Source organism: Actinoplanes sp. NPDC026619, assembly GCF_040638295.1.
Classification (GTDB): Bacteria; Actinomycetota; Actinomycetes; order Mycobacteriales; family Micromonosporaceae; genus Actinoplanes.
This window is the reverse complement of record NZ_JBEZYA010000016.1, coordinates 29,024-43,481: the sequence shown is the minus strand read 5'-3', so window position 1 is coordinate 43,481 and position 14,458 is coordinate 29,024. Positions and strand designations below refer to the sequence as shown.

General features: G+C 72.2%; 7 protein-coding genes (1 of these 7 only partly in view). All 7 read right to left on the bottom strand.

All coding sequences use genetic code 11. The features are described 5' to 3' along the window. Positions 1-25: 25 nt before the first annotated feature. Tightly spaced (at most 32 nt apart), the 7 genes in view from AB0E90_RS30590 to AB0E90_RS30560 form a layout consistent with a single transcriptional unit that may run on beyond the window. Complete coding sequence (locus tag AB0E90_RS30590; RefSeq protein ID WP_360413447.1) at positions 26-778, bottom strand: 2,3-dihydro-2,3-dihydroxybenzoate dehydrogenase; 753 nt, start codon at positions 776-778, stop codon at positions 26-28. A gap of 32 nt (positions 779-810) precedes the next feature. Beyond that, entirely contained in the window at positions 811-2,112 is a 1,302-nt protein-coding gene (locus AB0E90_RS30585) for a cation:proton antiporter (RefSeq protein WP_360413444.1), read from the bottom strand. Beyond that, complete coding sequence (locus AB0E90_RS30580) at positions 2,105-2,896, bottom strand: siderophore-interacting protein (protein ID WP_360413441.1); 792 nt, start codon at positions 2,894-2,896, stop codon at positions 2,105-2,107. The genes AB0E90_RS30585 and AB0E90_RS30580 overlap by 8 nt, the downstream gene beginning before the upstream one ends. Beyond that, entirely contained in the window at positions 2,893-3,702 is an 810-nt protein-coding gene (locus tag AB0E90_RS30575; RefSeq protein ID WP_360413438.1) for an alpha/beta hydrolase, read from the bottom strand. The genes AB0E90_RS30580 and AB0E90_RS30575 overlap by 4 nt, the downstream gene beginning before the upstream one ends. Beyond that, the gene (locus tag AB0E90_RS30570; protein ID WP_360413435.1) at positions 3,693-5,429 is read right to left on the bottom strand and encodes an ABC transporter ATP-binding protein; all 1,737 of its coding nucleotides are present in this window, start codon (positions 5,427-5,429) and stop codon (positions 3,693-3,695) included. The genes AB0E90_RS30575 and AB0E90_RS30570 overlap by 10 nt, the downstream gene beginning before the upstream one ends. After that, positions 5,422-7,062: an ABC transporter ATP-binding protein gene (locus tag AB0E90_RS30565; protein ID WP_360413432.1), complete on the bottom strand. Its 1,641-nt coding sequence runs from the start codon at positions 7,060-7,062 to the stop codon at positions 5,422-5,424. The genes AB0E90_RS30570 and AB0E90_RS30565 overlap by 8 nt, the downstream gene beginning before the upstream one ends. Next, positions 7,059-14,458: the 3' portion of an amino acid adenylation domain-containing protein gene (locus tag AB0E90_RS30560; RefSeq protein ID WP_360413429.1), read on the bottom strand. The gene runs 4,828 nt beyond the window's last position; the window shows 7,400 of its 12,228 coding nt (coding positions 4,829-12,228); the start codon falls outside the window, past its right edge; its stop codon occupies positions 7,059-7,061. The genes AB0E90_RS30565 and AB0E90_RS30560 overlap by 4 nt, the downstream gene beginning before the upstream one ends.

Sequence of the window (14,458 nt, the reverse complement as noted above, 5' to 3'; positions counted from 1 at the left end):
GTGGTTCTCCCTTGCTCGGACGTGCTCAGGCGCGGAGCGTGGCGCCGCCGTCGACGTACAGGTCGTGCATGGTGATGTGCCGGGCCCGATCCGAGGCCAGGAAGAGGACGGCGTCGGCGATGTCCTCCGGCTCGGCGATGCGGCCCAGCGGGATGCCGGTGCGGAAGGCGTGCGGGTCGCCGGCGATGACTCCGGCCGGCCCGTCGCCGGCCCACAGCTGCCGCTGCATCGGGGTGTCGGTGGAGCCGGGGGCGACCACGTTGCAGCGGATGCCGTAGGGCGCCAGCTCCAGGCCGAGGCTCTTGGTGAACAGGGTGGCGGCGGCCTTGCTCGCGGCGTACGCGGCCATGCCGCCGCGCGGGATGCCGGCGGCGTTGGACGAGACCGTGACGATGACGCCGCGGTGGCGGGCGGTCATCCGCTGGGCGACCGACCGGCTGGCGTGAAACACGCCGCCGGCGTTGACCGCGAACGTGTCCTGCCAGTCCTGATCGGACAGATCGACGATGTTTCCGGTGCGGAGAATGCCGGCCACGTTGGCCAGCACCTCGATCGGGCCGAGATCGCGTTCGACGGCGGCGACGGTGGCCTCGACCGCCGCGGAGTCCGCGACATCGGCCACATAGGCCGTGATGTCGTCGTGCTCGGCGGCGAGCCGCTCGACCCCCTTGGCGTCGCGGTCGACGGCGGCCACCCGGTAGCCCTCGGCGGCGAAACCGACCGCCACGGCGCGGCCGATGCCTTGGCCGGCGCCGGTGACGAGCGCAATCCCGGTCAATGGTCCTCCTTCATTTGTAAGGCGAGCCTAACCTAACTAGGGCCGCCGGCAAGCACCAACTCGCGCTCCGATTCGGCCGGGGTCTGTTCCACCCTGGACATCGCCCAGCGCAGGATCGGCGGGCCCATCACCGAGGTCACGACCGCGATCAGAACGACAACTGTGTAGGTCGCGATCGACAACACCCCGAGGCGCAAACCGGTCGTGACGACAACGACTTCTACAACTCCGCGGGCATTCATGCCGGCGCCGAGCGCGATGCCCTCCCAATGGCCGAGCCGGGCCATCCGGGCGCCGAGATAGGCCCCGGCGAACTTGCCGGCGATCGCCACCACCAGCAGCGCAATCGCGGCCAGCAGCACCTTGGGATCGGCGAGCGCGGTCAGGTCCATCCGCAGGCCGGCGGTGGCCAGGAAGATCGGCGCGAACACGCTGAGCACCACGGTGCGCAGCGGGGTCAGGTCCTTCCACAGCTGGTCGTCGTGCCGGCGGACCCGGCCGATGAGGATGCCGGCGATGAAGGCGCCGAACATGGCCTCCATCTTCAGCGCCTGGGTGACCGACGCGCCCAGGATGATCACGACGACCGTGATCGTCACCCGGGGGCCGCTTGGTGCTCGCCGCATCAACCGGTCCACGACCGGCCGGCCGATCAGGAACGCGACGAGCAGGAAACCCACCAGATAGATCAAGGACAGAGAGACCGATCCGGCGCGTACGCCGGTGGTCGCGGCCGCCGAGACCACCGACAGCAGGAACCAGCCGACCGCGTCGTCCACCGTGCCGGCGGCCAGGGTGAGCTGGCCGATGTCGCGGTGCAGCAGGTTCATGTCGGCGAGGATCTTGGCGATCACCGGGATCGCCGTCACGCACATGGCGACGCCCAGGAACAGGGCGAACACCCCACGATCGGTGCCGTCGGTGAGCAGCGCGGCCGGCACCAGAAAACCGGCGCCGATGCCGAGAGCCAGCGGCAGAAGCAGGCCGGAAAGACTGACCTTCACCCCGGCCGAGCCGCGGCTGCGCAGCATCGTCGTGTCGAGCTGGATGCCGGTCACCCCGACCAGCAGCAGCACGCCGATCTGGCCGACCGCGTCGATCAGGTGCAGCTGGCCGGCGTCGGCGGGCAGCACGAACTTCAGCAGGCCGGGGGCGAACTCGCCGAGCAGCGACGGTCCGATGAGGACGCCGGTGAGCAGCTCGCCGACCAGGGCGGGCAGCCCGATCCGCACCGCCAGGCGGCCGAGGGTGAGCGCCAGCCCGAGCAGCAGCGCGACCTGCAGCAGGAAGACCAGCAGGACGTGCGCGTCCAGACCCGGCAGTGGGCTACTCATTGTCGTCCTCGTGGTGATCCAGGTTCACCACGCCGCGCTTCCAGTAGCCGTCGATCTCCGCCCAGTTGCGGTTGTGGCCGGTGCCCCGGACGTACCGGCGGATCGGTTTGAGGCCGGTGGCCTCGCCCGCCACCCAGACGTAGCCGTCGCCCTCCGGTGGCGCGGTTTCCAGGATCGCTGTCGTCAGCGATTCGCCCCGGCTGCGGTGCAGCCAGCGGATCTCCCGGGCCAGCGGCTGCTCCTCCTGCTCGTCGGCGACCTCGGCGAACGCGATCACGCGGGCGTCCGCGGGCAACTGCTCCAGCCACGCGGCGAGGGCCGGCAGGGCGGTCTCGTCGGCGCCGAGCAGGTACCAGTCGAAGGTCAGCGGCACCACGGTGGAGCCGCGCGGGCCGAGGATGCCGAGCTTCTGGCCCACCGTCGCCTGGGCCGCCCAGGACCCGCCCGGGCCGTGACCGTGCAGGGCGAAGTCGATGTCGAGCTCACGTTCGGCCGGCCGGACGTATCGGACCGTGTAGTCGCGGAAGATCGGCAGCGGCGCGCCCGGCGGCGGGGGTTCCAGCCCCTCCTCCCCCAGCGTCGGCATGACCGGCAGCTCCGCACCACCTTCCGGGAAGAAGACCTTCACATGGTCGTCGGGCGCGCCGTAGCAGAATCCGTCGAGCTGCTCACCGCCGAAGGTCACGCGAACCATCCGCGGGGTGAGCCGCTCCACCCGGCGCACTTCGAGCAGCCTCGGGGTGAGGTCGTGCCAGACGAGTTCGGCCTCGCGCGCGGTGATCATGATTTCTCCTCTGTCAGGAACTGGACGAGTTCCGCGTTGACCTGGGCCGGCTGCTCCAGGTAGCCGTAGTGACCGGCGTCCGGGATCTCCGCGTAGCGAGCGCCCGGAATCGACGCCGCCACCTCACGGCACCCTTTTGCCGAGGCGATCAGGTCATCGGCGAAGCCGACGACAAGGCAGGGCACACCGATTTCGGCGTACGCCGGGAAGCGGTTGACGTTTTCGTCGGCTTCCAGCCGGCTCGCCGAACCATCTAAATCTCCCGGCAGCGGGATCTGGAAGATGTCCAGCCAGTCCTGTGCAGCGCGATCGTCGGACAGCGTGCGCGGCGACAGGTTGAGCGCGGCCCGCACCGCCGCCCGGTACTCCTCCGGGACCTTGGTGCCGGCTTCCTGCAGCGCCCGCTCCCCTTTGGAGATGGCATCGAGGAAGGCGCTGGGTCGGCCGAACGTGGCCATCAGCACGGCCCGATCGACCAGCTCCGGCCGGCGGAGGCACAACTCGGCGGCGACCCGTGCGCCCATCGACGAGCCGGCGATCCGGCACGGTCCGAGGCCGAGCCGCTCGATCAGCCCGGCCGCGTCGGCGACCAGGTCAGACATCGTCACCAGCGGCGGCGTGTCGGACGGCGGCAAGCCCCGGGTGTCGAACGTGACCACCCGGAAACCGCTCGCGACCAGCGCCGGCACCTGGTGCAGATGCCAGGTGCGGCCGCGGGCCCCGGTGCCGGCCAGCAGCAGAACGCCAGGCCCCGCCCCGCGGTCCTCGTAGTTGAGCCGGACACCGCCGACGTCGATCAGGGGCATGACTCCTCCTCTTTCGGGACGCGGCCGTCGTGCTCTGCCGCGTGCTCTGCCGCGACGTGGCCGTCGTGCAGGCGGACGATGCGGGGCAGGCGGTCGATGGTGGTCGGGCGGTGGGCGATGACCAGCACGGTGCGGCCGTGGCGGAGCCGGGTCAGGGCCTCCTCGATGCGCCGGGCGGTGTCCGGGTCGAGGTCGGCGGTGGCCTCGTCGAGGATCAGCACCTCGGGGTCGGTCAGCGCGGCCCGGACGAGCCCGACGAGCTGCCGCTCACCGGCCGAGAAACGCTCTCCGCGCCGGCCGAGATCGGTGTCGAAGCCGTCCGGCAGCGAACCGACCCACGCGGTCAGGCCGAGGGCCTCGGCGGCGGCGGCGAAGTCGGCCCGGCTCTTCTTGCCCGGGGCGAGAGCGAGGTTGTCGGCGAGGCTGCCGGCGATCATGTGGACCTGCTGCGGAATGAGCACGAGCCGCCGGCGCAGCTCGACGGCGTCCAGGGCGGACAGGTCCGCGCCCCCTAGCCGGACGGCCCCGGAGTCGGGCCGATAGAGCCCGCACAACAGCTTCGCGAGGGTCGTCTTCCCGGACCCGGTCTCGCCGACGATGCCGGCGTGCTCACCCGGCCCGAAGTGCACGCTGATGCCGTGCAGCACCTGCTCCCCGGCCCGGTAGCTGTAGGTGACGGCCTCGGCGGTGAGGCCCCGGGCGGGCGTCACCTCGGTGGCCGATCGTTGCGATGGAGCCGGCCTGGTCGCGTCCAGCAGGTCGAGCAGGCGGGCCAGGCCGACGCGCGTTTCCAAGAGGTCGCCGACCACCAGGGTGAGGTCGTCGACTGAGCTGAACAGGTCGCGGCTGGAGAGCATGAACGTGACGACCACGCCGACCGAGATGGAGCCGTTCGCGGCCATGATGCCGCCGGATATCAGCAGGGCCGCGCTGGTTATGCCCTGGACGATCCAGGTGCCGTCGATCCAGGTGGCGGCGCGCTGGGCGGTGCGGGCCTTGCGGTAGTAGTCGCCGGTGTCGCCGCGCAGGCGCGCCAGCCAAGTACTGGTGGCGCCGTCGATCTGCAACTGCTCGCGGGCCAGCAGGCTCTCCGCGAAGGTGGCGGTCAGCGTCGACCGGGCGGCGGCCTCGGCCGGGTAGGAGCGTTCGGCGGTGCGGCGGACGATCCGGGTCAGCAGCCACATCGGCGGTGCGAACACGACCAGCAGCAGGGTGAACAGCTGCCACGACGAGGTGATCAGCACGACCGTGGCGAACACGACATAGCCGGCCAGCGAGATCAGGTCGGGCAACTGGCCGCGGACGAACGCGGCCAGCTCACTGATCTCTACCGTGGCGCGCTGCAGCAGGTCGCCGCCGCGATGGGCCTCCAGGAACCGCAGCGGGGTGCGGCCCAGGCGCTCCACGACCAGGTCGCGCAGGTCGTGCACGACCTTCTCGCCGGTGCGGATGAGCAGCAGCTCCGACCAGCGCAGCAGCAGCGTGCGGGCGATCACCAGGGCGAAGACGACCGCGGCGGCGACCAGCAGGCCGTGGCGGTCGCCGTCGATCAGCTCGTCGACCGCCCGGCCGATCACCACCGGGACCAGGGTCAGCGCCAGGGTCGCCAGGAGATTGACGGTCACGGCGGCGGCCATCGCGGCCCGGTGCCGGCGCAGGTGGGGCCAGGCGCGCCGGAGCACGTGCCGCTGGTCGGGCTCTTCGGCAAGAAGGCGTACGTCAGCCATGGACCAGCTCTCCATCGTGTACGCCGAGGTCGACGACCCGGTCGGCGCGCGCGGCCACGGCCGGGCGTGAGGTGGCGAAGACGATCGTGGTGCCGGACTCCCGCAGGCCGTCCAGGAGGTGCTGCTCGGTGGCCGCGTCCACGGCCGACGTCACGTCGTCGAGCAGCAGGATCCGGCTGCCCCGGAGCAGGCCGCGGGCGAGCGCGAGGCGTTGCGCCTGGCCGCCGGAGACGGTGGAGCCGCGTTCGCCGAGCTCGGTGCCGAACCCGTCGGGCAGCGACTCGATGTGACCCAGGATCGCGGCCCGGCGGCAGGCGTCACGCATCTGCTCGTCGGTGACGCCGTCCCGGCCCAGGCGCAGGTTCTCGGCGATCGTCCCGGACAGCAGCAGGGGACGCTGGCCGACGAGCGTGATCTCCGCCCGTACGTCATCGATCGCATGCTTGTGAAGGTCGTTTGCGCCCAGCGTGACCTGGCCCGTCGCGGGGTCGGCCAAGCGCGCGAACAGGCGCAGCAGGGTGGACTTGCCGGTGCCGACCGCGCCGGTGATCGCCACGAACTCGCCCGGCTCGACCGTGACGTCCGGGAGGGTCAGCGGTTCCCGGCCGGGCGGGTGCACGGTTACCGCGTTCGTCCGCAGCGGGCCGCCGGCGATGGGCAGCGGTTCCGCCGGGTCGGCCAGCGTGGGTGCCGCGTCGAGGACCACGCCGATCCGGCCGGCCGCGGTCCACGCGTCGCCGAGCTGGTTGAAGCGCAGCGTCAGCATCATCACCTGGCGGCCGAGCAGCGCCATCCAGCTCGCGAACGCCACCAGGCCACCGACCGAGAACCGGCCGTCCAGCACGGCGAGGCCGCCCACTGCCACCCCGGCCGCGGTGGCCAGCCATGGGACGAACGGCGCATGCGCCGACCAGCCGGCCGCAACCCGGGCCAGGGCAAGAGTCCGATCGCGTACGGTGCGGGATGCCTCATGATGCCGCTCGACCAGCACCGTCTCGCCGCCGAGCCCGCGCACCGCCGTACTGGCCGAGAGAAGGTCCTCGACCGCGTCGGCGCGGGCGCCGTGCGCGGCCGACAATGCCTCATTGGCCCGGTCGTAGCGGCGCGGGTACCAGAGGTTGACCAGGATGAGCAGCGGCAGCGTGGCCAGCCCGATCAGCGCGAGCAGCGGGTCCAGGGTGGCCACCACGATCAGCACCGCGATCAGGCCGATGACGCCGCTGGCCAGCGACGGCACGGTGGACAGCCAGATGGTGATCTGCTCGACGTCGCGGGTGCCGCGGACGACCAGGTCGCCGGCGGTGAACCGGTTCGCGGTGGCGGCGTCCCAGCCGAGCACCCGGCCGGCCAGGCGCATGAGCAGCGCGTTGCCGGTGCGGACGCCGGCGAGCGTGGCCCACCAGCGCATCGCCCATTCGGCCGCGGTCAGCGCAACCGAGACGGCGAGGGTGGCGACGGCCCAGCGGATGAGGTCGCTGCGGTTGCCGCCGGTGATGCCCTGGTCGAGGGCGCGGCCCAGGCACCAGGGCAGCGCGATGAGGCCGGCCTGGTAGCCGAGGCCACCGATCCAGGAGGCGGCCAGCCCGGCCCGCGAATCCCGGACCGACCAGCGAAGCAGTTCGCCGCGGGTCATGCTGCACCCTCCTTGTTCGGTACGGCCACGGGCCGTTCGGTGCCGGCTTCCGCGAGGGCGGCGATGGTGCGCAGTGTGACCAGGTCGCGGAGGCGCAGGTCGATGCCGGTGGCGCGGGCGCGGCTGGTCAGCCGCATCGCGGCGATGCTGTCGCCGCCCAGGTCGAAGAAGCTGTCCTCGGCCCCGATCTCGGCGCCTTCCTCGGTCAGGCCGAGCACCTCGGCGAAGAGGGCGGCCAGGCGTTCCTCGGCGGCGCCCGCCGGTTTGCGGCCGGTGGTGGTGAAGGACGGCTTCGGCAGGGCGGCCCGGTCGAGCTTGCCGTTGACCGTCAGCGGCAGCGCGTCCAGCGGGACGACGGCGGCCGGCACCAGATAGGCCGGGAGTCGTTCCGCGGCCCAGTTCCGCAGCGCGGTGGGGTCGAGCCCGGTTACCGCGTAGGCGACGAGCCGCCCGTTGTCTGCGATGACCACGGCCGGCCCGACCTCCGGGTGCTCGCTGAGGACCGCGGCCACCTCGCCCAGCTCGACCCGGTGGCCGCGGATCTTCACCTGGTCGTCGGCGCGGCCCAGGTAGTCGATGCGGCCCTCGGCGGTCCAGCGGACGACGTCGCCGGTGCGGTACATCCGCTGACCCCGCGCCCACGGGTCCGCTATAAAACGCTGCGCGGAGAGTTCTGGACGGTTGAGGTAGCCGAGTGCAACTCCGGCGCCACCGATGTAGAGCTCTCCGGCCACGCCGGGCGGAACCGGGCGCAGCCGGCGGTCCAGGACGTAGAGGCTGGTGTTGGCCACCGGCCGGCCGATGATGGCCCGCGGCACCTCCTTGACCCGCTGCACCACCGCGTCGACCGTGCACTCGGTCGGCCCGTAGAAGTTGTAGGACTCGGTGTGCGGGAGTTCGGCCATGGCGGTCCAGAGCTGGTCGGGGACCGCCTCGCCGCCGACACCCAGCACCGCGAGACCGGCGGCGTCGAAGCCGGACGCGACCAGTTGGTCCAGGTGCGACGGTGCGACCTCGATCATGTCGATGCCGTTGTCCCGCAGCAGGGCGGCCAGCAGGCCGGGGTCGCGGCGGGGTTCGTCGGTGACCAGGTGCAGCTCGTCGCCGCCGAGCAGCGCCAGGAGCGGCTGCCAGGACGCGTCGAACGCGAACGACCAGTTGTGCGCGACCCGCAACGGCCGGCCGAGCCGCGTCGCAGCCGGCCCGAGGATGCGGTCGTGATGGCTGGCGAACAGGTTGACCACGGTGCGGTGCGGCACGAGAACGCCCTTGGGCTTACCGGTCGACCCGGACGTGTAGATCACGTAGGCCGGATAGTCCGGCGTGATCGCGGGCAGCCCGACGGCTTCCCCGCCCGCCGCCGTCAGCCCGACGGCGTCTCCGCGCGCCGGCGTCAACCCGGCAGCCTCTCCGCCGGCTGCGGCCAACCCGGCAGCCTCTCCGCCGGCTGCGGCCAACCCGGCAGCCTCTCCGCCGGCTGCGGCCAACCCGGCAGCCTCTTCCCGATCGGCCGGCGCCGGCCGATCGCCTCCCGCCGCCAGCCGGTCGAGCACGAGGCGCGGCGCGTCCGGGGGCAGCAGGCCGGTCGTCGACGAGACGGCCAGCGTGACGACCGGCTTGGCGTCGTCGATCATCGCGGCGATGCGGGCCGGCGGATACTCCGGGTCGATCGGCAAGTAGGCGGCGCCGGACATCATCGCCGCCAGGATCGCCGGGACGATGTGAGCGCCGCGCGGCAGCAACAGGGCCACGATCCGGCCGGGCCCGCCGCCCGTCGCGACGACGGTGGCGGCCAGGGTTTCGGCATCGGCGACCAGTTCGGCGTACGTCCATCGGGTCTTGCCCACCACCAGAGCCGTCGCGTCCGGGGTGCGCTGAGCCCAGCTTCGCACCAGACCCGGCAGGGTCGCCGGGGTGACCGCAAGGTCACCGGCGTTCCAGTCGACGAGCATCCGCCGCTTCTCCTCGGCGGTGAGCGCATCAGAACTCTCGACCGAGCGTTCTGGATCGCTCGCCACTTCGTTGGCAAGCGCGATCAACCGGTCCAGCAGAAGTCTGGCCGTGGCGTTGTCGAACCGGGACGGCTGGTACTCCAGAGCGAGGTGCAACCCATCGTCCTCGGCCGCGACCAGCGTCAGCGGGTAGTGCGTGGCGTCCCGACTCTCGACCCCGGCCAGCTTGACCCCGGCGGCCCGCTGGCTGTCGTCGAGTCGATCCGCATCGACCGGATAGCTCTCGAAGACGACGAGCGTGTCGAACAGCTCCCCCAGCCCGGCCATCTGCTGGATCGCGGCCAGCCCGAGATGCTGATGAGCCAGCAGCGCGGCCTGCTCGTCCTGCACCCGGGCGAGGAACGCCCGCCAGCTCTCCCCCGGCAGCAGCCGCACCCGCACCGGCAGTGTGTTGATGAACAGCCCGATCGTCTCCTCGACCCCGGCCAGCTCGGCCGGCCGCCCGGCGACGGTGGCGCCGAACACCACGTCGTCGCGCCCGGTGAGCCGCCCGAGCAGCACCGCCCACAGCGCCCGGACCAGCGTGTTCGGCGTGACGCCGAGACGGCGCGCCAGTTCGGCGGCGGCCGGCGGAAGCTGCCCGGTCACCTCGGCCGGCAGCCCCGGCTTCCCGCCCGGCGCGACCAGGGTCGGCTCGGCGAGCCCGTCCAGCGCCTGCTGCCAGGCCTCGCGTGCCGCATCGGCGTCGGCGTCGCCCAGCCAGGCGAGATAGTCACGGTAGGCGAGGCTCGGCGTGGGTGCTTTCCCGGCGTACGCGGTGAAAAGCTCCCGGGCGACCAACGGCCCGGACCATCCGTCGACGAGCAGATGGTGCTGGGTGAGCACGAGCCGGTAATGCGCGCCGGCCAGCCGGAGCAGCAGGAATCGCAGCAGGGGCGGCCGTTCCAGGTCGAAGGGCCGGGCACGTTCCTCGTCAGCGAGCCGGTCGGCGTCGTCCTTGGACACCTCGCGGTAGCCCCAGTCGACCTCGACCTCGCCCGGAACAACCTGCACCGGAGTCCCACCGGCGGTCGTGGTGAAGGCCGCCCGCAGGTTGGGGTGCCGCCGCAGCAGCGTGGCGGCGGCCGCCCGCAGCCGGCCCGGATCGACCTCACCTTCGAGCTCGAGCTGCTGCTGAACGGTGTAGACATCGGTCCCGTCCAGCGCATGCAGGTAGAAGAGCCCTTCCTGCAGCGGAGTCAGCGGAAGCACGTCGACGAAGCCCGGGTAGCGTCCGCCCAGCTCATCGAGGTCGTCCTGCCCCACCGCAGCGAGCACGTCCGACGGAGTGAGCCCACCGGCCCCTGGCTCCGCCGCCAGGGCGGCGAGAGCATCGGTCCATCGCCCGAGAAGATCCCGCACGGCGCTTTCTTCTAGAACCCTTCGCGGGTACGAGGCGGAAAGCACCAGTTCGCCTTCTAGAACGGTCGCCTCGAGGTTCAGCACATGCTTCGCGGGAGTGGAGTCTCCGGCGTCCCCGCGAAGCCCTTCGCCGCGAGCCGGGGTCCACACCTCGGGCGCCAGTTCGTCGTCGCTTGCCGATCCGATGCGTCCGAGGTAGTTGAAGAGCACCGGCGGCGGGGCGAACGCGGCGAGCCGCCCGGCGGTATCCGGGTTCAGGTGACGCAGAAGGCCGTAGCCGATGCCGTTGTCCGGGACGGCGCGGAGCGTCTCCTTGACCTGCTTGAGCAGGGTGGACGGATCTGTCTCCCGGCCGGTGGCGAGACGCACGGGGTGGACGGTGGTAAACCAGCCGACGGTGCGGGACAGGTCGGCGCCGGGTCGCAACTGTTCCTCGCGGCCGTGGCCCTCCAGCTCGACGACCAGGTCGTCGCCGCCGACCGCGGCGGCCAGCGCGGAGAGCAGCACGTCCTGAGCGTTCGCCCGATAGGCGGCCGGGATCTCGCCGATCAACGGTGCGGTCCGGGCTTCCTCCAGCCTGACCGTGACGTGGTCGAGCGTGCCGAGGGTGTCGGTTTCCCGGTCGAGAGCGACGTCGCCGAGATATCCGGCCGGCCCGCCGAGCACTTCTTCCCAATGCTCAAGCTCACCGGCCCGCTCACGCGCAGCGCGCGGCAGGGCCACCGCCCAGGCCCGGAACGAGGTGCCGCGCTGCGCACTGATGTCGCCGCCGCCGGCCGCGAGGTCGCTCAGCAGGATCGGCCAGGAAACAGCGTCCACGGCCAGGTGGTGGATCTCCAGGAGAAGCTGGGCGCCACGCAGTTCGGCGCGCAGCATGCGGCCCGCGGCCGGGTCCAGCGCCGCGCCGATCAGGTCGGTCGCGCGGACCGAACCGGGCGCCGGCACGTGCAGGCCGTCGCCGGTCCAGCGGGCGCGCAGCACGTCGTGCCGGTCCAGGAGGTACTGCAGACGGTCGGCCAGGCCGGCCTCCGTCAGGCCGGCCGGGGCGGTCAACAGCATCGACTGGGTCAGGTTCGGGTCGGCCACGGCCAGGTCGCGCATGATCGGCGTCGCCGGGATGTCGCCCCAGGCCTCGGTGGTGTCCTCGGCAACGACCGCGGGGCGGGCGGCGGCGACCGCCAGGCCCTCCACCGTCGGGTGGGCGAACACGTCACGCGCGGTCAGTTGCCAGCCCGCGGCCCGGGCTCGGGCGGTCAGTTGCAGGGCCAGGATGCTGTCGCCGCCGAGGGCGAAGAAGCTGTCCCGCACGCCGGCCCGGGGAAGGCCCAGGACGTCGGCAACCGCGCGGGCGAAGAACTCCTCGACCGGCGTGCGGGGGTCGTCAGCGCCGGCCCGGGCAGCGAAGTCCGGAGCCGGTAGCCGTCGGCGGTCAAGCTTTCCGTTGGGGCTCAGCGGCAACAAGTCCAACTGGACGAATGCCGCGGGCACCAGGTGTTCGGGCAGCGTGGCGGCCAGCGCGGTGGCCAGGTCGGCATACCCGGCGCCGACCACGTAGGCGACGAGGCGGACGGCGGGGCCGTCGGCGCGGGCGACCACCGCGGCGGCGTCGACGCCGGGGACGGCGAGCAGCGCGGCCTCGATCTCGCCCGGCTCGATCCGCTGGCCGCGGATCTTCACCTGGTCGTCGGTGCGGCCGGCATATTCGAGGACGCCGTCCGGGCGCAGGCGCGCCAGGTCGCCGGTGCGGTAGAGCCGGGCGCCGGGAGCGCCGAACGGATCCGCGACGAAGCGGGTGGCGGTCAGGGCGGGGCGGTTCAGATAACCCCGAGCCAGCTGTACGCCGCCCAGGTAGAGCTCGCCGACGAAGCCGGCCGGAATCGGGCGCAACCAGGGATCCAGAACGTACGTCTGGGTGTTCCAGACCGGCCGGCCGATCGGTACCGAAGTCACGTCGCCGACGGACACCGGGTGGTAGGTGACATCCACGGCCGCCTCGGTCGGCCCGTACAAATTGTGCAGCTCGACGCCCGGCAGCACCGTGCCGAAACGCTGGGCGAGGTCGCCCGGCAGGGCCTCGCCGCTGCAGATGACCCTCCGCAGAGTGGCGCCGCTGGTGGCCGCCGCCGGATCGGCAAGGAAGGCACGGAGCATGGACGGTACGAAGTGGACCGTCCCGACCCGCTCGGCAACGATTACCGAAGCCAGGTAGCCCGGATCGCGGTGCCCGTCGGGCCGGGCCACCACGAGCGTCGCGCCGGTGATGAGCGGCCAGAAGAACTCCCACACCGAAACGTCGAATCCGGCCGGAGTCTTCTGCAACACCCGCTCGCCGAGTTCCAGAACGTATTCGTGCTGCATCCAGAGCAGCCGGTTGACGATCGAGCGGTGCGAGACGACAGCGCCCTTGGGGCGGCCGGTCGAGCCGGACGTGTAGATCACGTAGGCCGCGGCGTCGGCCGGGATGTCGACCGGCGCGACCGGCTCGGCGTCGGTGGCGGCCGACGTGAGCAGCACGGCCGCGCCGGAGTCGGCGAGCAGGTAGTCGTTGCGCTCGCGGGGGTGCGACGGGTCGATCGGCAGGTAGGCGGCGCCGGCCCGCTGCACCGCGTGCAGGGCAACGACCAGGTCGATCGAGCGCGGGATGGCGACGGCCACGACGCTGCCGGGACCGACGCCGCGCTCCCGCAGCGAGCCGGCCAGCCGGGCGACCCGGTCGTCCAGCTCGGCGTAGGTCAGCTCGACACCCTCGAAAACCAGGGCGACAGCATCCGGCGTACGGCGTGCGGCGGCCGCGAAGAGCTGCGGCAATGTCGTCTCGGCCACCGCGCGGAAGGTGTCAGCCGGGGCGGCGGGCGCGGGCAGCGCACGGCCGATCGGCCGGTCCGGTGCGGCCGCCAGCTCGGCGAGCAGCGCACCGAAGCGGTCCAGGACCTCGCCCGCCACGTCCGGGGCGAACACGTCGGTGCGGTAGGCGAGCCCGAGCCGCAGCCGCTCCCCCGGCGCCACCGCCAGGGTCAGCGGGTAGTGCGGGGCGTCGTCGCCGGTCACGTCGGTCATCCGCAGGCCGGCCGCCCCGGTCGCCGAGTGCAGCGCGTCGGTGTCGATCGGGTAGCTCTCGAAGATGGTTAGCGTGTCGAACAGCTCGCCGATCCCGGCGATCCGCTGCACGTCTGACAACGGCAGGTGCTGGTGTTCCAGAAGTGCGGCCTGACCGTTGTGCAATTTCTCGAGTAGCGCTGTCCAACTCTGCGCCGGGTCGAGCGACACCCGTACCGGCACGGTGTTGATGAAGAACCCGATCATGTCCGCGACCCCGGAGACCTGCGCCGGGCGGCCACTGACGGTGGTGCCGAAGACGACGTCGGTACGGCCGGTGAGGTGCGACAACAGCACCGCCCAGGCGGCCTGGACGACGGTGTTGAGGGTGACCTGCCGCTGCCGGGCCAGCGCGGTGAGCCGCTCGCTGACCTCGCGCGGCAGCTCGCTCTCCAGCTTGCCGGGCCGCGCGTCGAGGACGGCCCCGGCGTTCGGCGCGACGAGCGTCGGCTGGTCCAGACCGGCCAGGTTCTCCCGCCAGGAGCGCACCGCGGCGTCCCGGTCGGCGCGCTGAAGCCAGCGCAGGTAATCGGTGTACGGCCGAGGCGCCGGCATCGGGCGCGAGTTGTAGAGGTCGAACATCTCCCGTACAGCCAGCGGCGTCGACCAGCCGTCGAGCAGGATGTGATGGTTGGTGAGGATCAGCCGGTGCCGCTCGGGTCCGACCCGCACCAGCGTGAGCCGCAGCAGCGGCGCCGCAGTCAGGTCGAACGGCGTGTGCCGATCGGCGGCAGCGATCGCCTCGAAGTCACCGCCGGTCTCCGACCAGGGCACCTCCACGTGCGCCGAGACGACCTGCCGCAGCACACCACCCGGCCCCGCCGGAAAACTGACGCGTAGGGCCGGATGCCGGTCGAGCAGAGCTTGACCGGCAGCGCGCAGCCGGCCCGGATCCAACGGACCTTCAAGATCAAGAACTTGCTGCACGACGTACGGGTCGACGTCGT

Coding starts and splice junctions, on each gene's coding strand:
- AB0E90_RS30565 (WP_360413432.1), bottom strand. CDS start 7,062: ATGACCCGCGGCGAACTGCTTCGCTGGTCGGTCCGGGATTCGCGGGCC.
- AB0E90_RS30570 (WP_360413435.1), bottom strand. CDS start 5,429: ATGGCTGACGTACGCCTTCTTGCCGAAGAGCCCGACCAGCGGCACGTG.
- AB0E90_RS30580 (WP_360413441.1), bottom strand. CDS start 2,896: ATGATCACCGCGCGCGAGGCCGAACTCGTCTGGCACGACCTCACCCCG.
- AB0E90_RS30585 (WP_360413444.1), bottom strand. CDS start 2,112: ATGAGTAGCCCACTGCCGGGTCTGGACGCGCACGTCCTGCTGGTCTTC.
- AB0E90_RS30575 (WP_360413438.1), bottom strand. CDS start 3,702: ATGCCCCTGATCGACGTCGGCGGTGTCCGGCTCAACTACGAGGACCGC.